The 24,036-nt window shown below is 66.8% G+C and carries 10 protein-coding genes; 6 read left to right on the top strand and 4 right to left on the bottom strand.

Annotated features, from left to right (window positions below; genetic code table 11):
• Positions 1-250 precede the first annotated feature (250 nt).
• Complete coding sequence (locus ABW18_RS20825) at positions 251-1,777, top strand: DUF7782 domain-containing protein (RefSeq protein WP_049700907.1); 1,527 nt, start codon at positions 251-253, stop codon at positions 1,775-1,777.
• 184 nt (positions 1,778-1,961) lie between these two features.
• Entirely contained in the window at positions 1,962-3,110 is a 1,149-nt protein-coding gene (locus ABW18_RS20820; RefSeq protein WP_049700906.1) for an acid phosphatase, read from the top strand.
• Between the two features lie 145 nt (positions 3,111-3,255).
• Here the strand turns inward: ABW18_RS20820 and opgC are convergent, their stop codons facing one another.
• The gene (gene opgC, locus ABW18_RS20815) at positions 3,256-4,416 is read right to left on the bottom strand and encodes an OpgC domain-containing protein (protein WP_049700905.1); all 1,161 of its coding nucleotides are present in this window, start codon (positions 4,414-4,416) and stop codon (positions 3,256-3,258) included.
• 82 nt (positions 4,417-4,498) lie between these two features.
• Positions 4,499-6,286, bottom strand: coding sequence for an AMP-dependent synthetase/ligase (locus tag ABW18_RS20810; protein ID WP_049700953.1), 1,788 nt, complete (start codon positions 6,284-6,286; stop codon positions 4,499-4,501).
• A gap of 230 nt (positions 6,287-6,516) precedes the next feature.
• Here ABW18_RS20810 and ABW18_RS20805 point away from each other — a divergent pair, with 230 nt between their 5' ends.
• From ABW18_RS20805 to ABW18_RS20795, 3 genes are all read left to right on the top strand, one after another.
• The gene (locus ABW18_RS20805; RefSeq protein ID WP_049700904.1) at positions 6,517-8,274 is read left to right on the top strand and encodes a DEAD/DEAH box helicase; all 1,758 of its coding nucleotides are present in this window, start codon (positions 6,517-6,519) and stop codon (positions 8,272-8,274) included.
• Positions 8,275-8,442: 168 nt separating this feature from the next.
• Positions 8,443-8,775 carry a rhodanese-like domain-containing protein gene (locus tag ABW18_RS20800; protein WP_049700903.1) on the top strand — a complete coding sequence of 111 codons (333 nt, stop codon included), beginning with the start codon at positions 8,443-8,445 and terminating at the stop codon, positions 8,773-8,775.
• 95 nt (positions 8,776-8,870) lie between these two features.
• Entirely contained in the window at positions 8,871-13,028 is a 4,158-nt protein-coding gene (locus ABW18_RS20795) for an AAA domain-containing protein (RefSeq protein WP_049700902.1), read from the top strand.
• Between the two features lie 6 nt (positions 13,029-13,034).
• On the opposite strand, the gene ABW18_RS20790 is transcribed toward ABW18_RS20795, so the two are convergent.
• Complete coding sequence (locus tag ABW18_RS20790; RefSeq protein ID WP_049700901.1) at positions 13,035-13,859, bottom strand: NAD-dependent deacylase; 825 nt, start codon at positions 13,857-13,859, stop codon at positions 13,035-13,037.
• Positions 13,856-14,305: an HIT family protein gene (locus tag ABW18_RS20785; protein WP_049700900.1), complete on the bottom strand. Its 450-nt coding sequence runs from the start codon at positions 14,303-14,305 to the stop codon at positions 13,856-13,858. The genes ABW18_RS20790 and ABW18_RS20785 overlap by 4 nt, the downstream gene beginning before the upstream one ends.
• Positions 14,306-14,804: 499 nt before the next feature.
• Between ABW18_RS20785 and ABW18_RS20780 the strand changes: the two genes are divergently transcribed.
• Positions 14,805-24,035 carry a type I polyketide synthase gene (locus tag ABW18_RS20780; protein WP_049700899.1) on the top strand — a complete coding sequence of 3,077 codons (9,231 nt, stop codon included), beginning with the start codon at positions 14,805-14,807 and terminating at the stop codon, positions 24,033-24,035.
• Position 24,036: the final 1 nt, after the last annotated feature.

Below are 24,036 nucleotides of genomic sequence, written 5' to 3'. Positions count from 1 at the left end.
AAATGGTGTCCGCCGCCTGCTCACTCATCCCGCCGATGGCACCAGCACATCGGCTCAGTTCGTGAGGTTAGCATAACCTTAATGAATCTCTAAGGTCACTATCAGGTCTCGGCTGACACTCGGAAGGCTAGGGCACTTTACGGACTGCGTACAGACTTCTCGGCGAATTGATGTGAGTGTCGTCTGCCACGGTGCGGGTCGTGTGGTCTGCTGGACATTGCCCCACGAAGCATTGAAAGGTCGGTGACGCATGTCTGACCCCACGCCTGGGCGCCTTCCTCTCCACGACGCGTCGGTCGTCGACTCGATCGGAGCGGATCTGCGTGCGGCGCAGTACAACTCCGACGGAGTTGCCGCGCTTCTCGGTGACGAGGCCAACGCAGCTCTCGGCGGGGGAGTGTGGTGGCCTGCGCTGCGAGCTACCTCGTCAGCGCCCACCGAACACCGACCTCTCGCGACGCTGATCCGACTCTTCCTCCTCGGCTCTGACGAGCCGCGTGAGGCCGCTGAGCAGGCGTTTGCGTCGACGCCGCTGGATGCGCTCGCAGCGAACGGCGTCGTCGAGTTCGTCGATGACGAGCGGGTGCGGGCTGTCCTCGACATCCGACCGCACGCCGACGACGTCCGCGATTACCTCGTCGTCTCCGACCAAGACGCCGCGATGCGCTCGGGTCCTGTCGGGCACGATCACGTACTTGGTATCGGAGGGGCGTCGATCTCGTTGGCACGGGCGATCATTCGTGATCCGGTCGAGTCGGCATTGGACCTCGGTACCGGGTGCGGAATTCAGGCGCTGCACCTCGGAACGCACGTCGACCGGATCGTTGCGACCGACACCAACCCCCGAGCGCTTGCTCTGGCAGCCGCGACCGCGCGCCTCAACGGAATGTCCTGGGATCTGCGCGAGGGCAGCTTGTTCGAGCCCGTCGGCGACGAGCGCTTCGACCTGATCGTCTCCAATCCGCCGTTCGTCGTCGGAGCAGGGTCGCAGGACTACGAGTATCGCGACTCCGGGATGGAGGGCGACGCTCTGTGTGCGCGCCTGATCCGCGAGTTGCCCGCGCACCTGAATCCCGGAGGCACGGCGCAGCTGCTCGCCAACTGGATCGTCTACGAGGACGCCGACTGGCGCGATCGAGTGGGTTCGTGGATCGCGGAGACGGGCCTCGACGGGTGGGTCGTGCAGCGCGAACTGGCCGATCCCGTCGACTACATCTCGCTGTGGTTGTCCGACGCAGGCGAAGAACCCGAGCAGATCGCCGCGCGGGGATCAGCCTGGCTCGACTGGTTCGAGCGCGGGCGCATTGCGGGAATCGGCATGGGAGTCATCACACTTCGGGATCGTCGCGGCGGACCCGACGGCCCGCCCGACGTCGTGATCGAGGAGATCACCGGCGCTGGTGAGGAAGTGACCGGCCCTGAAGCGAAGGCGTTCTTGGACCGTCGTGACTATCTGCGGGCAACCTCCGACGACGCCCTGCTGGCCGCTCGGCTGAAGACTGCTCCCGTATTTCTCGACGCGCAGTCACTTCCGAGCGACGAGGGGTGGCAGGAGATCGGTGCATCCGTACGCCGTCCCGGCGGGCCCGGCGCCGTGCTCGGCGTCGAGGACGTCTCACGGGCACTGCTGGCGGGTTGCCGAGGCCAGGTGCCACTCGGCGCTCTGATCGAACTTCTCGCCGACTTCCACGACGTCGACGCCGACGCGCTCGCACAAGCAGCACTGCCCGTGGTGCGCGAGGCAATCGGTCGGGGCATCCTCTACGAGGTTCGCTGAGCAAGCACCCCCACAGCGCTTCCCAGCCCGACCGGATTGTCCGACCCCGATCTGATGGGACCGGTCTGGACACCAGACGTTCACCGCATCGTCGCCGTGGCGTTGACATGAGCTGGTCATCTGAGTGAGTTCGCGACCGGCCCCGACGTCCATGGGGCGAAACTGCCTCGGGGAGGAAACACCTATGCGTCGGTTCGGAAGTCGCAGATTACTCACGGCCGCAGTCGTTCCCGTCATTGCTGCCGTCGGCCTGCTGGTACCCACGACCGCCACAGCGGCTCCCACAGCATGTGCCTTCGCCCCGACTGCCGTCTCGGCGTCGAGTGGCTTCACCGCGGGCGAGAAGTCGGCGCCGTTCGCGACTGCGAAGCCCGCGGATCACATCGCGACCCTTGACGCGTTCTCGTCGCTGTCCCCGGTGATCAAGCAGCAGAATCTTCTCGAGGCCATCGCGGTGAACAACTCCGCGAGTCCCAAGGCTTCGGCGTATGCGGTCGACGACAACTACGCGATCGAGGGACCCGCGATCTTCAACGCTCTCGGCTCGAAGCTCTCGCCCGCGTTCTTCGACGCGCTCAAGGCGGGACAGCTTCCGAAGACGAGTGAGTTGCTACTCGGCGAGAAGGCCTTGGTCGGCGAGCGCGTCGGCACGTCGAAGGAGAAGAAGTACTTCGACTACAAGCGGCCGTTCGAGGTCGCGCCCACTCTCATCCGCCACTACAGCGATGGTCGCCCAGACCTCTACGAATCGGTGCGCGGCAGCGGGTCGTACCCGTCGGGACATACCACCTGGGGCTACACGCAGGCGTTTCTGATCGCGACGATGCTGCCCGAGGTCGGGCCGCAGGTCCTCGCCCGCGGCGCCGAGTACGGCTATCACCGCGTCGTGCTCGGGGTGCACTACCCACTCGACGTCATCGGCGGACGCATGCTTGCCGAGAACATCACCGCCGAGGTCATCGCCGACCCGAGTTTCGGAAGGCTGCTGGCGCAGGCGCGCACCGAACTGCGGTCGGTACTCGCCGCGCGAGTCGGTGCACCGATCAGCCGCATCGTCGGCTGCCAGCAGCCCTACGTGTCGACCGACGCCGCGCTGACCAGCTACCGGCAGCGCTCGACCTTCTCGTTCCTGCCGACCGGACCCGCTGCGCCGCTTCAGGTTCCGGCCGGTGCAGAGAACCTGATCCGGGCTGCTCACCCGGGATGGTCGACGCAGCAACTGCGGGACTTGTTGGCGCGCACGGCGTTGCCCGGCGGGTATCCGCTCGACAAGACCGGAGCGCACGGCGGTTGGCAACGACTCGACATCGCGCGTGCATGGGCGGCTCGCTGAGGCGGGCTGCACGACTCGAACCGGTCTGATCGCAGCGCAGAAAACCACATCCCTGGGGTCACTCGCATGTACCGGTACGTGCGAGTGACCCCAGGGACGTCACTTTCTGCGCGGCGCTGCCCCGACAGTCAACGGCTTCGGGAACTCAACCGGGTACACCGCCGGCGACGGGCTCGCGTTCCGGGGCTTCAATAGTCCCGTCGCCCGGGGTGGCGCGGCTGCGCGTCGCGTCGTAGGCGATCGCGGGGAGGCGATGGAGTTTGTCGATCTCGGCGGCGCGTCGAAGCTCCGCCCACGCCCAGCACGCGCCGAAGACGAGCAGCGTGACGGCAATCGACGTGGTCTCGTCCCAGGGCCGGTGAGCGATGTGGATCGGAACGATGATGAGCGCGATTGCCTGGATGACATACGAATCGAGGCTGCGTGCCCCGGTCATCACGAGGGGTCGCAACCAGTCGTGGTGCCACACGCGCAGCAGCGCGCGGAACACCCCGTACACCGCGGGTACGACGACCCAGGCGCCCAACGCCCGTGCCGGCGCAAAGCTGACCTTGTCGGCGACGAGGGGTTCGAGATCGGCCAACGGCCCGGCGTCGATCACGTAGTGGAAGACCAACCACACGCCGACGGCCACGAGAACAAACGCGGGTAGGTATCTGTCGATGAAACGGGCGCCCTGCCAACGTCGCCAGTTCCAGCCGATCACCAGTGCAGGCACGAACATGATCTGCCACGCCGCCCAGTTCTCCGTCCGCGGAGACGCCATCGACTGGGTCAGGAAGAACCAGTGCGGGGAGTGGATCTGCGAGAGCACGTACAGCGCAATCGATCCGCTCAGCACCGCGACCCACCATCCGCGCATCAACAGGGGGAACACGACGTACGCCGACGCCATCAACACCATGTACAGCAACAAGATGTTGCCCCCGCTGGGCAGGTAATTCATGCTCAGCGCGAGTCGTAGACCTTCGCCCCACCCGTCGATCGGGAGCAGGAGAGTGAGCCAGCGATGCCCGGCCATTGCCGCGGCTACGGCGACGAGCGCAATCGTCAACTGACACAGATAGAGGACGACGATCCGTTTGGTGAGCCGCTGGTAGCCGAACCACAGGCCGTGGCGTTCTATCCAGCGCTGATACACCAGTCCGAGGACGAATCCCGATAGCAGGACGAACGCAGACATTCCGTCGACATAGGGAAACGAGTGCGTGGGTTCGGCGATGCGCATGCCCAGCGCGAAGTGCGCCGTGATCATCGACCAGATGGCGACGCCGCGTGTGGCGTCGATGGCGAGATCACGAGTCATGGTTACTCGAGCGTAGAAGACCGCACCCCGCGTAGCCGTGCAGGGCCACGCGGGGTGCGGTGAGAACTTTGCTAGCGAACGATCACGTGTAGAGGTCGGCGATCGCCTTCTGGTGGGCGGAGTGGATGATGTTGCGCTTGAGCTTCATCGTCGGCGTGAGCTCGCCCGAATCGATCGTGAAATCGGTGTCGAGGATGCTGAACTTCTTGATCGCCTCAGCCTTGGAGACCTTCGCATTCGCGGCGTCGACGGCCTCGGCGATCTCCGCCCGCAACTTGTCGTTGGAGGCGAGCTCGGTCAACGGGGTATCGGCAGCGAGCCGGTTGCGCTCGAGCCAACCGGGAACGGCCTCGACATCGATCGTGATCAATGCGGCGATGAACGGCTTGTTGTCGCCGACGACGAGGCACTGACTGATCATCGGATGCGCGCGGATCGAGTCCTCGAGCTGGGCGGGGGAGACGTTCTTGCCGCCCGCGGTGACGATCAGTTCCTTCTTGCGGCCGGTGATGAAGAGGAAGCCATCCTCGAGGTGTCCGACGTCGCCCGTGTGGAACCATCCGTCGCGAATCGCATCAGCGGTCGCGTCGGGGTTGTGCCAGTACTCGGTGAAGACCACCGGACCCTTGACGAGAACTTCGCCATCCTCGTCGGCAATCGCGATGGTCACCCCGGGGATCGGCCGTCCGACAGAACCCACGCGCTGGTGTTCTTCGCTGTTCGCGGTGATCGCCGCTGTGGTTTCCGACAGCCCATAGCCCTCGTAGACCGGCACGCCTGCGCCACGGAAGAAGTGCCCGAGGCGCGCCCCGAGAGGGGCTCCGCCGGAGATCGCGCCGTCGCAGTTGCCGCCCAGTGCGGCACGCAGCTTCTTGTAGACCAGAGCGTCGAACACCGCGTGCTTGAGCTTCAGCGCGATGCCGGGCCCGCCCTTTTCCAGCGCCTCGCTGTACTCGATGGCGGTGTCGGCGGCCTTGTCGAAGATCGATCCCTTGCCGCCGTCGTATGCCTTCTGCTTGGCCGAGTTGTAGACCTTCTCGAACACGCGCGGGACCGACAGCACGTAGTTCGGCTTGAAGGTGGCGAGATGTTCGACGAGGTGCGGGATATCGCTCGTGTGCCCCACGATGACGCCACTCTCCAGGCTCGCGACGGCGATGACGCGAGCGAAGACGTGTGCCAGTGGGAGGAAGAGCAGCGTCGAATTGCCCTCTTCGAGACCCGATCCGACGGCCGAGCGGGTTGCGGCGCACTCGGCGAGGAAGTTCGCGTGGGTGAGGACCACACCCTTCGGGCGCCCGGTGGTGCCCGAGGTGTAGATCAGCGTCGCTGCGTCGGACGACACCGTATTGGCGTGTCGCGCATCGAGTTCGGCGTCGGGCACATCTTTGCCGCGGTTGGTGAGCTCGTTCACCGCGCCGTCGTCGATGACGAGGGTTTCGCGAAGCGCGGGCAGTCCGTCGGTCACCTCGCGGAACTTGTCGCGGTGGTTGGCGTCCTCGACGACAAGCGCGACGGTTCCGGAGTCCTCGAGGAGGTACTGGACCTGATCGGGTGCAGAGGTCTCGTAGATCGCGACCGTTGTCCCGCCCGCACGCCAGATGGCGTAGTCCAGGAGCGACCACTCGTACCGAGTGGACGAACAGATCGCGACGCGGTCGCCCGGTGCGATCCCGGACGCGATGAGACCTTTCGCGACGGCGTCGACCTCGTCGGCGAATTGCTTCGCGGTCACCGTGATCCACTGGCCGGACGACTGTCGCCGGAAGAGTGGGAGTGTCGGGCGTTCGTCGCGATAACGGAGCAGAGTGTCGACCAGCGTGGCCTTGTCTTCGACGGTCAGATCCGACGGAGTGGCGTACTGCTGCATGTAGGTGGCCCCCTGGGACGTGTTATCCGGCATTTCGGACATAGACATTACGGACATAGTCGAGGTAGGGCGGGATGCCGCTCGCATATGTTGCCACAGAGGGTAGCAGGGAAAGTGGCGTCCATCACATTGGGGTGTGATCGACTCCGGTCTTGACCATGCCGCACGTGAATGCCGCTTTTGGCCCGCCTGCGGATTACAGTTGAGTCGATGAACGGGACACGCAGACCATGACCGACAGCCCGACCGCAGATACACCGTCGATCACATTCGACGACCTCGACATCGACGAGCGCGTACGCAACGCCATCGCCGATGTCGGTTACGAGACCCCGTCGCCCATCCAGGCGGCCACGATTCCACCGCTCATGGAGGGCCGCGACGTCGTCGGGCTCGCCCAGACCGGTACCGGCAAGACCGCCGCGTTCGCGATTCCGATCCTCTCGCGGATCGACCCGCAGGTTCGACGCCCGCAGGCGCTGATCCTCGCGCCGACCCGTGAGCTCGCACTCCAGGTGGCCGAAGCGTTCGGCAAGTACTCGGCACACATGCCCGACGTGCGCGTCCTGCCGATCTACGGCGGACAGAGCTACGGCGTCCAGCTCGCCGGTCTCAAACGCGGCGCGCAGGTGATCGTGGGTACACCGGGACGCGTCATCGACCACCTCGACAAGGGCACGCTCGACATCTCCCAACTCGACTTCCTCGTGCTCGACGAAGCCGACGAGATGCTGACGATGGGGTTCGCCGAGGACGTCGAACGCATTCTCGCCGAGACTCCCGACGACAAGCAGGTGGCGTTGTTCTCGGCGACAATGCCGAGCGCGATCAGACGCCTCGCGCAGCGGTACCTGCACGATGCGCAGGAGATCACGGTCAAGGCCAAGACCGCGACCGCTCAGAACATCACTCAGCGCTACCTGCAGGTTTCTCACCAGCGCAAACTCGACGCCCTGACGCGCTTCCTCGAGGTCGAGACGTTCGACGCGATGATCGTCTTCGTCCGCACGAAGTCGGCAACCGAAGAGCTGGCCGAGAAGCTTCGCTCGCGGGGGTTCTCCGCGGTCGCGATCAACGGCGACATGGTGCAGGCCCAGCGCGAGCGGACGATCAATCAGCTCAAAGCCGGTGGCATCGACATTCTCGTCGCCACCGACGTGGCTGCCCGCGGACTCGACGTCGACCGGATCTCGCATGTGGTCAACTACGACATCCCGCACGACACCGAGTCGTACGTGCACCGCATCGGACGCACCGGGCGTGCCGGACGGTCGGGTAACGCTCTGTTGTTCGTCTCGCCGCGGGAGCGCCATCTGCTGCGCGCAATCGAGCGTGCAACACGTCAGCCGCTGACCGAGATCGATCTGCCATCTGTCGACGACGTCAACGCTCAGCGCGTCGCGCGTTTCGCCGATTCCATCACCGAGAATCTGGCGTCGGAGAATCTCGACATGTTCCGACAGCTGATCGAGAACTACGCCCGCGACAACGACGTGGCGATGGCCGACATCGCGGCGGCGCTGGCGCTCGAGACCCGCGACGGTGGATTCCTGATGGCGCCCGACCCGCCGAAGGGCGAGCGTCCCGAGCGTCGGGAACGTGCGCCGCGGTCGGGTGGCGGCAACTTCGCCGCCTATCGGATCGCTGTCGGACGCAAACACAAGGTGTCTCCGGGCGCGATTGTGGGCGCGATCGCCAACGAGGGCGGACTGACCCGGGGTGATTTCGGCAACATCAGCATCCGCGACGACTTCTCGATCGTCGAGCTTCCTGAAGATCTCGACAGGGAGACATTGGAGCGCCTGCGGCACACGCGGATCGGCAAGAACCCGATCGACATCCGACGCGACCAGGGCCCGCCTCGCACACGTGGCGGCAAACGTAATGGTCAGGGCGGTGGCAGCTTCAACCGCGACCGTCACGGTAAACGCGGTGACAGTTGGGGCAAGCGCGGCAATCCGCGCGTCGCCGGTCGTGGTCGGGGCTGACGGAATCGGGTAGCTGGTTCGCCCGTCCTCGCGACAGCTTTGATCCTGTGACCAGGCTGTTGGTGCGAAGGTGGACAGATCGATATCTTTCCGTAACCTTTTGGGGGGAGAGCGGTACACCGACTCCCGACAGGCAAGTAGAAGTTCGAGTTCAGGAGTGAGTCACCAGTGTCAGTGGTGAGTGCGATTACCGCAGCAGAAGCCATCGATCACGTCGAGCACGGCGACGCAGTCGTTGTCGACGCCCGTCCGCAGGTCGTCCGTCATCAAGGCAGTGTCCCCGGCGCAGTCGTCGTCGACCCGAATGAGGTCACAACCCGACTCGCGCCCACGCCGACCGGTTCGTTCCCGCTGGTCAGCAACCGCGACACCGAGATCGCCGTCGTGTCGGTGCGTTCGCAGGCACCGCGCATCGCAGAGCAGATCGCCGACCTCGGATACACCAACGTGCACTACGTCGATGGCGGTTTCCCTGCCATTCGAGGCACCTCGGGCCGCTGAGCTGCACCGCCACAGTGCTCGTCGACACGACTGGCCCTCCGCGGCCTTGGTAGCGTTGATGAACTCTGGTATCGCGGCGGGAAGGCAGCAAGCGCATGATCAACGACACTCCTGATGAGCGTCGGGATCAGGTGTCGAGGCTGATCGGCTTTCTCCGTGGCCTGGTTCGGTCACGATCGGTCTCGGTCAGCACAGTCGATTCCCACCCCGCTGTCGTGTGGGTCGGCAGATCGACGCCCGTGCCCGTCCGCACCGGAGCCGCGCCGGGACAGACCGTCGTCGAAGTATCTCCGGACGACGAAGCGTATCCACAACTGTCGACGATTCTCGACGACCTCATCGCCGATCCCGAATCGCTCGAGATCGTCCTCGCCAACGGGCTTGTCACCGTCGTCGACCAGGAGAACGACGGTGAGCCGCTTGTTCGTGAACACCTGCTGACGCAGGACGTCGTCGCAGAACGCGACGCCGATTCCGGGACCATCCGGATCTCGCTCGGTTCCGCGGGCGTGCCGATGATCCACGACACGCACCTGCTCGCCTCGATCGACGGCATAGACCTGTCGGACGCGGTCAAGCAGCGGGGCCGTGTAGCAGGCCTTACCAATGTCGCGAATTCTGCTGCGGGACAACTGATTTCCGCGTGGCGCGACAAAGTGGTCGTCGACGACGAGCACGTGTCGTTGACCATCGACCTCGCGCCGGCCATCGTTCTACGCAACCGCGGAACGGGGTCGGCGTTGCGCTTTTACGACGCGATGCTGGCGGCGCTGCGCGAGCCGGGCACCGAGGTGCCGATCGGTCTGTCGCAATTGGTCGCGCCCATCGAGGCAGCGGATCGGCTGGCGGCGCTCAGCGGGCAGGGAGCGACACCCGCCACCGAACTCGTCGCCGACGCGATGTTCCCGCTCGCGTCCAATGTCGAACAACGTGACGTGCTGGCTCAACTCGGAGTCGACAGTGGGGTTGTCGTCGAGGGGCCACCCGGTACCGGCAAGACCCAGACCATCGCGAACGTCCTCTCGGCACTTCTCGCGAAGGGCCAGCGCGTTCTGGTGACCAGCGAGAAGGTCAACGCGCTGCAGGTGCTGCGCGACATCCTTCCGCCGGAGCTGCGCGAGTTGACCGTCTCGCTCGCCGACGTCAGCACCGACAGCTACGACGCCGTGGTCTCGGGCGTCGAGGCGATCGCCGACCGCAAGTCGAGTTTCTCCACCGGTGTCGCCGACGCCGAGATCGACGACCTCGCCTACCGCCGCGCGCAGGCGATCGACCGGCGCGAGCGGGCACTGCGCGGTCTGTGGGATCTGCGTTCGTCGGAGACCGAGGTGCACGAGTGGGTTGCGGGCGACTATCGCGGCACCGCGGCGTCGATCGTTCGCGCATGCAACGCCGACGCCGAACGGTTCGACTGGCTTCCCGGGCCACTCGAAGGGGCGTTGCCGCCACTGGACAGCGGCGAATTCACCCGCCTACTCGAACTGCTTCGTCGTGTCGGCGCCGACTCCGGGCGTCTCGCGCAGCGCCTGCCAGACCTCGACGACTACCTGCCCGACACGATGACGATGGACGCGATCTGCGAACGGATCGGACAGCGGCCCGCGGAGCCGATGGTCGGCAGCGGATCGTTGATGTCGATCCTGTCGGACGTGGCAAGCGAACGGTTGCTGCGTATCAAGGGGATCTGCGATCACCTCGCGGTGGCCTCCGGAGAGGTCGCGACGTTCCCGCCGCTGATCGTCGACATGGCCGACAGGCTCCTCGCCGGGCAGGAAGCGCACCTGTGGTCGCGCGTCACGGCTCTCTCGTCGGTCATCGCCGACGCCGCGCAGCGTGACCGGGCGATCGGCGCGCACGTCGTCGTTGTCGAGAATGCGAGGCCCGGTGACGGCGAACGGTTCGCGGCCGCTGCCACCTATCTACGTGAGGGTGGACGCTGGCGTGGCCGCCTGCTGCGGTCGGAACAGCAACGGGCAGTGGAGGATTCGGGCGTCATAGCCAGTGTCGACGGTCGTCCGGCCACCGATGCCGACAGCTTGGAGCTCGTCGCTGATCACCTCGCGGTCCTCGACGCCGTGAGTCAGGTACATCGCGTGCTCGCCGATCTGCACGTCCCCGTCGACACCGCCGGTTCGCGATCAAAGCAGCTCAGCCAACTCGTGCGCCTCGACACGCAACTCGCCTGGGTATCGGATCTGCTGTCTGCACGCGACCAGCTGATTCGCGAGCTCGAGTACATCAGCCCCGGCGGTCCTCGCCCGCGCAGCGTCGCGGAGGTGTCGGAGGTTGCCCACCAGGGTGCGTTCATCGCTGCCGCCAACGACGCGAACCTCGCCGAGCAGGAACTGGCCGACCACGCCTATCGGTTGTCGACGGAAGTCGAGAGGGGACCGTCGCCCGAAGGTGATGCGCTTGTCGCCGCACTGGCCAACGCCGACGCGGAGGCGATCAGGTCGGCGCGACGCGCCTTCACGACGGCGCGTGACGAATTGAACGACCAAGCCGCGCTCGACCTGCTCGCTCTGCGGTTGCGCGGTAAGGCACCGGAGTTCTACGCGGCGCTGGCCGCAACTCCCGACGATCCCGCGTGGGACGCACGTCTGCGTGACGTGGTCGGCGCCTGGGAGTGGCGTCGGGCACGGACCTGGGTCGCCGAACGCAGCGACCCCGACGCCGAGGCGCGCCTGGCTTCTGCGCTCGACGACGCCGATGCCGACATCGCACAGCTGACCACCAAGCTCGCCGCCGCACGCGCGTGGCGGGCATGTCTCGCGCGCACCACCGTCGCCCAGGTGCAGGCGTTGCAGTCCTACCGCGACCACATGATCAATCTGGGCAAGGGATCGGGCAAGCACGCCAACCGCTTCCGGACTGCTGCGCGCGAGGCGATGGAGCAGGCACAGTCGGCGGTTCCCGCGTGGATCATGTCGACCAGCCAGGTCGCCGACATGCTTCCGCCCGAACCGAATTCGTTCGACGTCGTGATCGTCGACGAGGCGAGTCAGGCCGACATCACCAGTTCCTTCCTGCTGTGGCTCGCGCCCCGTGTCATCGTCGTCGGCGACGACAAGCAGTGTGCCCCACGCGGACTCGCCGGGACCTCGCTCGACGACGCCTTCGCACGACTCGACGCCGAGCTTCCCGATCTGCCGCACTACCTCCGGGATGGTCTGACTCCGCGCTCGAGCCTGTTCTCGTTGCTGCGCAGTCGATTCGGTCACCTCATCCGGCTGCGCGAGCATTTCCGTTCGATGCCGGAGATCATCGAGTACTCGTCGCGACAGTTCTACGGCGGGTCGCCACTCGTCCCGGTCCGACAGTTCGGTGCCGATCGGCTCGATCCCCTGCGGACGGTGCGTGTCGACGGTGCGGCAACCGGTCAGGGACAGTCGTTGGTGAACGAAGGGGAGGCCGCCGCGATCGTTGCGACGCTCCTCGATTGCCTCGCCGATCCCGCCTACGCCGAGCTCGATTTCGGCATCATCGCTCTGCAGGGAACCAAGCAGGTCGACGAGATCACACGTCTCCTACGCGAGGCTGTTGACGAGGAGACCTGGCGTGCACGCCGTATCCGGGTCGGGACCCCGCCCGACTTCCAGGGCGACGAACGACACGTGATGTTCCTGTCCATGGTGGTCTCCGACCCCGCGTCACTGAGTGCTCTCACCCGCGCCGAATCGCAGCGTCGAATCAACGTCGCCGCATCGCGCGCGATGGATCAGATGTGGCTGTTCCACTCGGTCGGACTCGACGATCTGCGTCCCAACGACCTGCGCTACTCACTGCTCGGCTACATGCAGGCAAATCAGGGACCGACCATCGCGCCGATGCCGTCCGACGTCCCCGACCACGAGCGCGTCGAACCTTTCGACAGTCTCTTCGAGCAGCGGGTGTTCAATCGCCTCGCGGCACTCGGGTATCACGTGACGCCGAAAGTCCTTGTCAACAATCGGGTCATCGATCTCGTGGTCACGGGTTCGGAGGGCCGGATGGCCGTGGAATGCGACGGAGACGAGTTCACCTCTACCGGCGCACAGGCGCGTTCCGACATGGAGCGTGAGCGTGAGTTGCGTCGGTGCGGTTGGGAATTCGCGCGTGTGCGCGAATCGGAGTTCGAGCTCGACGCCGACACTGCGCTCGCCGCGGTGATCCGGCTTCTCGATCGTCGCGGCGTCAAGCCGGGTTCGGTATCGGCGACGGCCTCGCGTGAGGTCGCCGCGTGGGAGCCGATCGACTTGACCGGAGCGGAGTAGCAGCCGTTATCGGCTGCGCCGCGCGGCACGAACGCGTTCGGCGATCTCGGGTAGACCCTGTGCGGCGGTGGTCCGAATGCTATGTGTGGCAACGGAACTCAGTCCCGACGGTTGCGGGTTGAGTTCGATGACCGGAATACCCCTTGCCGGTGCGCGCTCGGGGAGCGCCGCAGCGGGGTAGACGATCCCGCTGGTCCCGACCACGAGGACCGCGTCGGCGACGTCGAACACCTGCTCGGCGCGCGCCCAGGGCTCCGGGGGGATCGGCTCGCCGAACCACACGACGCCGGGGCGCACCAGCGACAGGCATATCGGGCACGACGGCGGTTCCATGGGATGTTCGTCGGTGGCCGTCGCCGGATTGGCGTCTCTGCCCTCGTAGGGATGTCCGCAGCGTGAGCAGCGTGGTGCGAAGAGCGAGCCGTGTACATGGCTGACCACAGTGTTACCCGCGCGCTCGTGCAGGTCGTCCACGTTCTGCGTCACCACCATGACCGACGGCGCGTCGTCGGCCTCATCGGCACGTTCTGCCAGTGCGCTCAATGCGAGGTGTCCGGCGTTCGGGGCAGCTCGGCTGACGAGGTGTGCGCGCCACTGGTACCAGCCCCAGACGAGTGCTGGATCGGCGTCCCACGCCTGCGGGGTTGCCAGTTGCTCGGCGTCGAAGTTCTCCCACAGTCCCGTCTGCGCGTCGCGGAAGGTGGGTACGCCGCTCTCCGCCGACATCCCGGCACCGGTGAACACGGTGATCCACTCGGCCCCGGCGAGGATGTCGATCGCGGCCTGGGGGATCTGCGCGCCAGGTGTGGTGAGAGCGTCGTCGGAGGTCATGCGGGTCCGATCTGTTCGAGGACCGCCGCACGCACGGTGGCCGCGGTGGCGTCGGGATTCTTGTCGCGGCGTACGAGCAGCGACCTCGCCATGCGGAGCTTGTCTCCGCGGTGTCGCGGGATCACATGGAGGTGGGTGTGAAAGACGGTCTGGAACGCTGCCTTTCCGTCGTTGACGACGAGGTTCACCCCGTCGGCGGGCTCGTCGTCGCGTGTCAGTGGCGCCGTCCGGAGTGCTGCCGCGACGACCTGGCCCGCTCGCATCAGGGCGGCGCCGTCGTCGGGAACCAGATCTCCCAGTCCGCTCGAATGGATGCGGGGAACGAGCAGGGTGTGTCCGCGCGACATCGGTCTGATGTCGAGGAAACCCACCACGGAGTCGTCCTCGTACACCTTTCGGGCCGGTGCGGAACCGTCGATGATCTTGCAGAACACGCAGTCGGTCATCCCTGCACCCTAACGACTTCGACGTCTTGGCTCGACATCGCTGAGGGCGTGCCATGTCGCAGCGGACGACACGCAGTGCGACAGGTCACATAACGATTATATAACGACGACCGGATGTCTTCGCTACGGCTCGGGCGACCGGAGAAATGCGCCCCGAACTGGTCGGATGTGCACGTCGATCAATGGGCGCACGGGCCCGCATTTTGTTACCGGCGGGGCTACTCGCGGGTATACCTGGGGGTCGGAAACAACATGAGGAAGTCCTCACGTTTATGTGCCATCATGAGTGCCACGTTCATGTCGACGACGTTCCACGCTGAACTGTCAGTCGCCCGCCACAGCGTCAAAGGTGTTGCTGGGCAAGCATGTTCGTGAGAGACACGTGCGCGACCCGGCGATATCCCCCCGCCGCCGGGTCGTGCCACGTGGTGCTCTCGCACGAGAACCAGACAACTCCTGCACCGCACATCAGCCGAGCCCCGATCCTCTAGGAGAGCCCGTGACCGTCGACCAATTCCGCCAAGGGCACCACGGAAGCCGCAACACCGGAAGCCCTGCAGAATCCCTGATCGATCGGCTCTCAGCAGGTGAGCAGTACGCAATCAGCTTCGGTGGGCAGGGTGGTCCGTGGTTGTCGACGCTGGCCGAATTGGTCGTCGACGCGGATCTCGAACAGAAGCTGGCGGGTGCCGTCGCTGCCGCAGAGCGCATGCTCGCCCCCGTCGCCGACTCGATCGAGATAGCCCGCCCCGACGGCTTCCACCCCCTCGCATGGGTGCGTGCGACCGACGCGGGTGAGCCGGTGCCGTCCGACGCCGAGCTCGCCGACTTCGCGCTGAGCGGTCCCGGCGTGCTCCTCAGCCAGGTCGCCGCCGTCGAATCACTCAAGAAGCAGGGCCTCGATCCCGACGTGATCGCACCCGTCGCCGTCGTCGGACACTCACAGGGGTCACTCGCCGTCGACGCTATCCGGCACGGGGAGAGCGGCTGTGGACAATTGCTGGCGATCGCGCATCTCGTGGCGGCCGCGGGCACTCTCGTTGCTCGACGTCGCGGCCTGGCGAGCAGTCCGGACGGCTCACCGATGCTGTCGATCACCAATGTTGCTCCCGCGCGCATCGACGAGATCCTGACGACCTACCGAGCTGGACTGCCCGAGGCCGAACTCGTCACGGCACCCGTGATCGCCATCCGCAACAGCCGACGTTCGGTCGTGCTGTCCGGTGCGCCCCGACATCTCGCGGCGTTCGCGGCCGAATGCGAGCGCATCGTCGCCGCGGAGGCCGATGACCGCAAGCGCAAGAGCACCGGCGGCGCGCCGTTCGCCCCCGTCTTCGACGAGCTCCCCGTCAGCGTCGCATTCCACCACCCCGGCATGGCACCGGCGGTCGACCTGGTACGTGAGTGGGCGCAGACGTGCGGGATCGACGCCGACCTCGCTGCCGGCCACGCCGAATCGATCCTTGTCGCGCCCGTCGACTGGGTCGCACAGATCGACGCCGTGATCGCAGACGGCGCCGCGTGGATTCTCGATTTCGGTCCCAGCGATCTCGCAACACGGCTCACCGCCCCGCTCGTTCGCGGACAGGGCGTCGGTCTGGTGGCGACAGCGCTTCGCGGAGGCCAGCGAAATCTGTTCAGCCCCGGCGGGATTCCCGAGGTTGCGCGCCGTTGGTCCGACTTCGCCCCGACACTGGCCGAACTCGCCGACGGTCGTCGTGTCGTGCAGACGGCGTTCACCCGGCTGACCGGGCGCTCTCCGATGCTGCTGGCGGGCATGACCCCGACCACCGTCGACCCCGCGATCGTCGCTGCCGCGGCCAACGCGGGTCACTGGGCAGAGCTCGCCGGCGGCGGTCAGGTCACCGAGGAGATCTTCGCCCGCAACATCGCGGCGCTCACCGACCTTCTCGAGCCGGGCCGCGAAGCGCAGTTCAATGCGCTGTTCCTCGATCCGTATCTGTGGAAGCTGCAGCTCGGCGGCAAGCGTCTCGTGCAGAAGGCACGGGCGCAGGGCGCTCCGATCGACGGCGTGATCGTGTCGGCGGGTATCCCAGAGCTCGAGGACGCAGTGGCACTCGTCGACGAATTCGTCGACGCAGGACTGCGTTTCGTGGCATTCAAGCCAGGCACCGTCGAGCAGATCCGTTCGGTGATCCGCATTGCGGCCGAGGTGCCGCATCACCCGGTCATCGTGCAGATCGAAGGCGGGCGCGCCGGTGGCCACCATTCGTGGGAAGACCTCGACGACCTTCTGCTCTCCACATACGCCGAGCTGCGCGTGCGCGACAACGTCGTCATCTGCGTCGGTGGCGGCATCGGCACCCCCGAGCGCGCCAGCGAGTACCTGACCGGCGAATGGGCAACCAGGCACGGGTATCCCACCATGCCGCTCGACGGCATCCTGATCGGTACCGCGGCCATGGCGACCGCCGAGGCGACCACCGCGCCGGAGGTCAAGCAGCTACTCGTCGACACCGAGGGGGTCGACGAGTGGATCGGCGCAGGCCGGGCCGCGAACGGAATGGCCTCGGGCCGAAGCCAACTCGGCGCCGACATCCATGAGGTCGACAACGCCGCGTCGCGCTGCGGTCGACTGCTCGACGAGGTGGCGGGCGACGCCAACGCGGTGGCCGAGCGTCGCGACGAGATCGTGGCCGCGATGGCGCTGACAGCGAAACCCTACTTCGGCGACCTCGACACCATGACCTACCGCGAATGGCTCGATCGCTATGCGACGCTGGCCGTCGGGGATGGCCGCACCGATCAGTACCCGTGGGCCGACATCACCTGGCAGCAGCGATTTGTGGAGATGCTGCAGCGTGCCGAGGCGCGCATGCACCCGAAGGATTCGGGCCCGGTCCCCACGATGTTCGCCGACATCTCGACCACCGACGATCCGCACGCGGCGATCGACGCGCTCGGCGGTGTCTACCCCGAGATCGAGACCGACATCCTGCATCCCGCGGACGTCGCCTTCTTCCTCGGCCTGTGCCGGACCCCGGGCAAGCCGGTCAACTTCGTGCCCGTCGTCGACAAAGACGTTCGACGGTGGTGGCGCAGCGACTCGCTGTGGCAGGCCCACGATGCACGCTACGGCGCGGACGCCGTCTGCATCATCCCCGGACCGGTCGCGGTCTCGGGTATCACCCGTGTCGATGAGCCGGTGGGCGAGCTGCTCGATCGATTCGAGGCCAAGGTCGTCGACGATCTCGCCACCGCGGGCGCCGACCCCGACCTGATCACCGCCCGCAAGCAGGCTCCGGTGCGAGACGCGGGCATCCTCGGTGCCGTGCTCTGGGCCGACGACGTTTCGTGGGCCGGCCGCATCGTGCCGAGTCCGGTTGCGCTGCTCGGCGATCGGGAGTCGTGGGAGGTCTCCTCTGAGCGCCGAGCCGAGCATGCGGCAACAGGCGCAGTGCTCGAACACGTGGGAGAGGACAGCTTCGAGCTGATCGTGCCGATCTCGGGATCGTCTGTGCGCATTCCGCTCCGTGTTGATCGGAGCATCGCCGACGGCGGCAGCCCTCGCATCGAGCGAGACGACGCAGCAGGTGCCATGCGCGAGATCCTCACCGTCGCAGCCGGCGGACGCCTCACCGACGTCGTCGACGGCGTCGCGGTCACCACCATCGGGTGGTCGGCAGACGGGGTCGCCGACCACGCCGTCGTCACCGCCAACACGCTGCCTGCTCACCTCCACGCCGTCACACCGGCGCAGCCCTTCGGCTTCGCGGTGCCCGACACGCTCGTCGGAGCCTGCTGGCCAAGCGTTTTCGCGACGATCGGTGCTGCCACGACCGACGACGGCATCCCCGTCGTCGAGGGCCTGCTCGACCTCGTCCACCTCGACCACACCATCGAGACCGTCGGTTCCATCCCCGACCACGACACCGAACTCACCATCGTCGCCCGCGCGGGCGAGGTCCGGGACACGACGGTGGGACGCGTCATCGACGTCGCCGTCGAGGTGTCGGGGCCTGACGGTGAGATCGCCCGTATGACAGAGCGTTTCGCCATCCGTGGTCGCATCGGTGATGCCGAGCTCGACGACCCGCAGCGCGCCGGGGGAGCGATCACCGACGAGGCCGCGGCCACCCGGAAGCCGCTGCGTACCGCGACTATCACCGCACCGACACGCATGAGTGCGTTCGCTGTCGTCTCGGGCGACCGCAATCCGATCCACACCGATACAAGCGCGGCAAAGCTCGCGGGACTCGGTGAGCCCATCGTGCACGGCATGTGGTTGTCGGCGGCAGCTCAGCACGTCGTCACTGCGGCCGACTCGCGCAACCGCATCCCGTCGCCGCGCCCGATCGTCGGGTGGACGGCTCGCTACCTCGGGATGGTTCGTACCGGCGATGCGGTGTCGGTCCGCGTCGACCGCGTCGGTCTCGATCGCGGCCGCGAGGTCGTCGAGGTGACCTGCAAGGTCGGCGACACCCTGGTGATGAGTGCCACGGGACTTCTCGCGACTCCGCGAACCGTCTACGCCTTCCCGGGGCAGGGCATCCAGAGCAAGGGCATGGGACTCGACGCCAGGTCACGCTCGAAGGCGGCCCGGGCGATCTGGGATCGCGCGGACAAGCACACGCGCGCGGCTCTCGGGTTCTCGATCCTCGCAGTTGTACGCGACAACCCCACCACGCTCATCGCCAACGGCACCACCTACAACCACCCCGACGGCGTGCTGTACCTGACACAGTTCACCCAGGTCGCCATGGCGACCCTCGGCGTCGCGCAGATCGCTGAGCTCAAGGAAGCAGGCGGATTCGTCGACGGCGCCATCACCTGTGGACACTCGGTCGGCGAGTACAACGCCCTCGCGGCATGCGCGGGAGTGCTCCCACTCGAAGCCGTCCTCGAGGTGGTGTTCCAGCGCGGCGAGGCCATGCACCATCTGGTCCCGCGAGATGACCTGGGGCGCAGCGACTATCGCATGGCGGCCATTCGCCCGAGCCAGTTCGGCCTCGCCGACGCCGACGTCGAGTCGTTCGTCGCAGAGGTCGGGGAGTCGATCGGCGAGTTCCTCGAGGTGGTCAACCTGAACCTTCTCGGCTCGCAGTACGCGATCGCGGGCACGGTTCGCGGTCTCGAACATCTCGAAGACGAGATCGAGCGTCGTCGAACCGAATTCGGCGGCAAGCGATCGTTCATCCTCGTTCCCGGCATCGATGTGCCATTCCATTCGACAGTGCTGCGCGCCGGTGTACCCGAGTTCCGCGGCAAGCTCGACGAACTGCTGCCCGCACAGATCGATCCCGACATCCTCGTCGGGCGCTACATCCCGAATCTCGTACCGCGGTTGTTCACGCTCGACCGTGCATTCGTCGAAGAGATTGCGGCACTGGTGCCGTCCGATCCGCTCGACGCCGTCCTCGCCGACTGGGACACCCACGCGGCCGACCCGGCGGGCTTGGCGCGCATCGTTCTCATCGAGCTACTCGCCTGGCAGTTCGCCAGTCCTGTGCGCTGGATCGAAACCCAGGACCTCCTCTTCGGTGCAACCGAGCGCGGCGGGCTGGGCATCCAACGTTTCGTCGAGATCGGCCTCAAGGGTGCGCCCACGCTGGCCGGCCTGGCGACCAACACTCTCAAGCTCGACGACTACGGCTCGGCGACAACCGAAGTGGTGAACGTCGAGCGCGATTCCGACGTCATCCTCGCCAAGGATGCCGGCCCCGAGCTCGACGATGAACCCGTCGAAGACGCGCCTGCGCAAGACACCGGTGCCTCGCACGACGCTGCGTCAAGCACGCCCGCTCCCGCGGCAGCAGCGCCTGCTGCTCCGAGTGCGCCCGCAGGCGCTCCGCGGCCCGACGACGTCTCCTTCGGGCCGTCGGACGCGGTTCGTGCAGTCGTGGCGCTGTGGACCAAGATCCGCCCCGAGCAGATCGGTTCGGCCGACACCATCGAAGCGTTGTGCGATGGCGTCTCGTCGCGGCGTAACCAGCTCCTGCTCGACATCGGTGGCGAGCTCGGACTCGGCGCGATCGACGGAGCCGCAGAAGCCGACATGGTCGCGCTCGCCGCGACGGTGGACAGCCTCGCGCGTGGTTACCGCCCGCTGGGGGCGGTGCTCACCGACGCGGTGTCCGATCAGATCCGCAAGGTACTCGGCCCCGTCGGAAAGCGGCAGGCCTACATCGCCGATCGGGTGACCGGCGTGTGGCAGCTCGGTCCCGGCTGGGGACTGCACACCACCGTGGCACTCGCCCTCGGTACCCGCGACGGAGCCAGCGTGCGCGGAGGCGACCTCGGCGATCTGCTCGACGGACCACTCGCCAACACCGACGCGCTCGATGCTCTCGTCGACCGCGCCGTGACCGCGGTGGGTGCGTCGCGCGGTATCGCTGTCGCCAAGCCCGCGGCCGACACCGGCGGTGGCGCGACGGTCGACGCGGCAGCACTCGGTGAGTTCACCGAGCAGCTCACCGGACGCAGTGGCGCGCTGGCCTCTGCCGCGTACACGGTGCTGGCCAAACTCGGACTCACCGAGGACGACGCCGCGCCCGAGATCGCGGAGAACGTCGACGCGCACCTGGCCGAGCGGGTCAGTGCCGAACTCGGCTCCGACTGGGCGCGCACCGTCGCGCCGGCGTTCGACGCGGAGAAGATCGTCCTCGTCGACGACCGGTGGGCCACCAGTCGCGAGGATCTGGTCCGCATCTGGCTGACAGCCGACGCCGACCTCGCCGACCGCCACGACACGATCGTCGAGTCCTTCGCGGGTGCGGGACAGACTGTCGCGCAACATGCCACGTGGTGGCAGGGCAAGGCTCTCGCCGCAGGCGAGGCGACCCGCGCGCAGATCTTCGGCGCCATCGCCGCCGCGGCACAGGCGCCCGACGCGGGTGAATGGTCCGACGAGATCGCCGTGGTGACCGGCGCGGGTAAGGGATCGATCGCCGCAGGCGTGATCGGTCGACTGCTTGCGGGCGGAGCGACGGTCATCGCCACGACGTCGAAGCTCGACTCCGGCAAGCTCGCCTTCTACAAGAAGCTCTATCGGGAGAACGCGCGTCACGACGCGGCGCTATGGGTCGCACCGACCAACATGGCGTCGTACACCGATGTCGACGATCTCGTCGAATGGGTCGGCAGCGAACAGACCGAGAACGTCGGCGGCACAACGGCTGTCATCAAGCCTGCGATGAAGCCGACGCTGCTCTTCCCGTTCGCGGCACCCCGTGTCGCCGGCGACCTCACCGACGCCGGGGCGCGCGCAGAGCTCGAGATGAAGGTCCTCCTCTGGTCGGTGGAGCGGCTCATCGCGGGGCTGTGTGAGATCGGCGCCGATCATGACATCGCGGCCCGACTGCACGTCGTGCTTCCCGGATCGCCCAACCGCGGGATGTTCGGTGGCGACGGTGCTTACGGCGAGTCCAAGGCCGCACTCGATGCACTGGTCACCCGCTGGGGAGCCGAGGAATCGTGGGGTGCGCGAACGACTCTCGCGCACGCACTCATCGGGTGGGTGCGCGGCACCGGGCTGATGGGCCACAACGACGGCATGGTCGCGGCTGTGGAGGCCGCGGGCGTGCGGACGTGGAGCACCGACGAAATGGCAGCACAGCTCCTCGGACTGTGCACGCCGCAGCAGCGAGCCGCTGCCCGGGACGAGGCGATTCTCGCCGACTTCACCGGCGGCCTCGACCCGTCGATCGATCTCAAAGCGCTCGCCACGGACCAGGACGACGCCGGAGAGGTCGAGGCGGAGGCCGACGAACTCGACGACGCCACGGTCGCTGCGCTACCCGCGCCGGCCCGCGCCGCGAAGTCGATGGCGCCAGCATGGCCGTCGATCGATGCGCGCCCCGAGGATCTCGTGGTGATCGTCGGCGCCGGAGAGCTCGGACCCTACGGTTCGTCGCGCACCCGGTTCGAGATGGAGGTCGACGAGAAGCTCAGCGCGGCAGGCGTGTTGGAGCTTGCCTGGAACACCGGTCTGATCGTCTGGGACGACGCACCCAAGCCGGGCTGGTACGACACCGGGACCGGCGATCCGGTCGACGAGGCCGACATCGCAGAGCGCTACCACGACGCGGTCGTCGAGCGCTGCGGCATTCGGCGCTACGGTGATGAAGGCGCCATGGTCGACAACACCTCGCCGCTGCTCACGTCGATCTTCCTCGACGAGGACCTGAGCTTCACCGTCAGCTCCGAGGAGCAGGCAAGGGCATTTGCGGCCGCCGATCCGGACAAGACCAGGATCGCCCCGATCTCCGACACCGGAGACTGGCGGGTTACTCGCTTGGCCGGCACCGAGATTCGCGTGCCCCGCAAGTTCGAGCTGAGCCGGACCGTCGGAGGCCAGATCCCGACCGGGTTCGACCCGACCCGCTGGGGTGTCACGCCCGACATGGTGGAATCGATCGATCGTGTTGCGCTGTGGAATCTCGTCGCGACCGTCGACGCCTTCCTGTCATCGGGATTCACCCCGTCGGAACTGATGCGGTGGGTGCATCCGGGACTCGTCGCGAATACCCAGGGAACCGGTATGGGTGGCATGACGTCGATGCGTGAGCTGTACGTCAACACCCTGCTCGGCGAGGCGAAAGCCAACGACATCCTCCAGGAGGCGTTGCCGAACATCGTTGCCGCACACGTCGTTCAGTCGTACGTGGGAAGCTACGGTGCGATGATCCACCCGGTCGCTGCCTGTGCGACGGCCGCGGTGTCGGTCGAGGAGGGCGTCGACAAGATCCGTCTCGGCAAGGCAATGTTCGCGGTGGCGGGCGGATTCGACGATCTCGGTATCGAAGGCATCGTCGGATTCGGTGACATGTCGGCGACCGCGGAGTCGGCGAAGATGGCCGCACGCGGAATCGACGAGCGCCGGTACTCGCGTGCCAACGACAGGCGACGCGGAGGATTCGTCGAATCTGCCGGTGGCGGAACCATTCTGCTCGCTCGCGGCGACGTCGCGGCACAGCTCGGACTGCCGGTCCTCGGTGTCGTCGCCTGGGCGCAGAGCTTCGGCGACGGAGTGCACACCTCGATTCCCGCACCGGGACTCGGAGCGCTGGGAGCCGCACGTGGGGCGCTCGCCTCGCCGTTGGCCAACGCGCTGGGTGCACTCGGCGTGAGCGCCGACGACGTCGCGGTGGTGTCCAAGCACGACACCTCGACGCGTGCAAACGATCCCAACGAGTCAGAGCTGCACGAGCGACTCGCCGACGCGATCGGCAGGACGCCCGGCGCGCCGCTGTTCGTCGTGTCGCAGAAGTCGCTCACCGGCCACGCAAAGGGTGGCGCGGCGGCATTCCAGCTCATCGGGCTCTGCCAGGTGCTGCGTGACGGGGTGATCCCACCCAACCGCAGCCTCGACTGTGTCGATGAGCAGATGCGCGACTACCCCCACCTGGTGTGGGCGCGTGAGCCGCTCGCGCTCGGTGATCGGTTCCCGCTCAAGGCGGGTCTGCTCACCAGCCTCGGCTTCGGTCACGTCTCGGGTCTGATCGCCATCGTCCATCCGGAAGCCTTTGTCGCAACACTGGATTCGGATCAGGCGCAGAGCTATCGCGATCGGGCCGCACGCCGCGAACGTGACGGTGCACAGCGGCGGCTGGTCGCGATGTGCGGCGGCGAGCCTGCGTACCGTCGTCCGTCGGGTCGACGTCTCGACAGCACGCTCGACGAGCACGATGCCGAAGCCGGGCTGCTGCTCGATCCGGGTGCACGCCTCACGACCGATGGCGCGTACGGCGTCGCGGCCGATGGGCGCTGAC

Source organism: Gordonia jacobaea, assembly GCF_001186365.1.
Classification (GTDB): Bacteria; Actinomycetota; Actinomycetes; order Mycobacteriales; family Mycobacteriaceae; genus Gordonia; species Gordonia jacobaea.
Note: the sequence above shows the minus strand (reverse complement) of the source record. Positions and strands in the feature narration are given on the sequence as shown.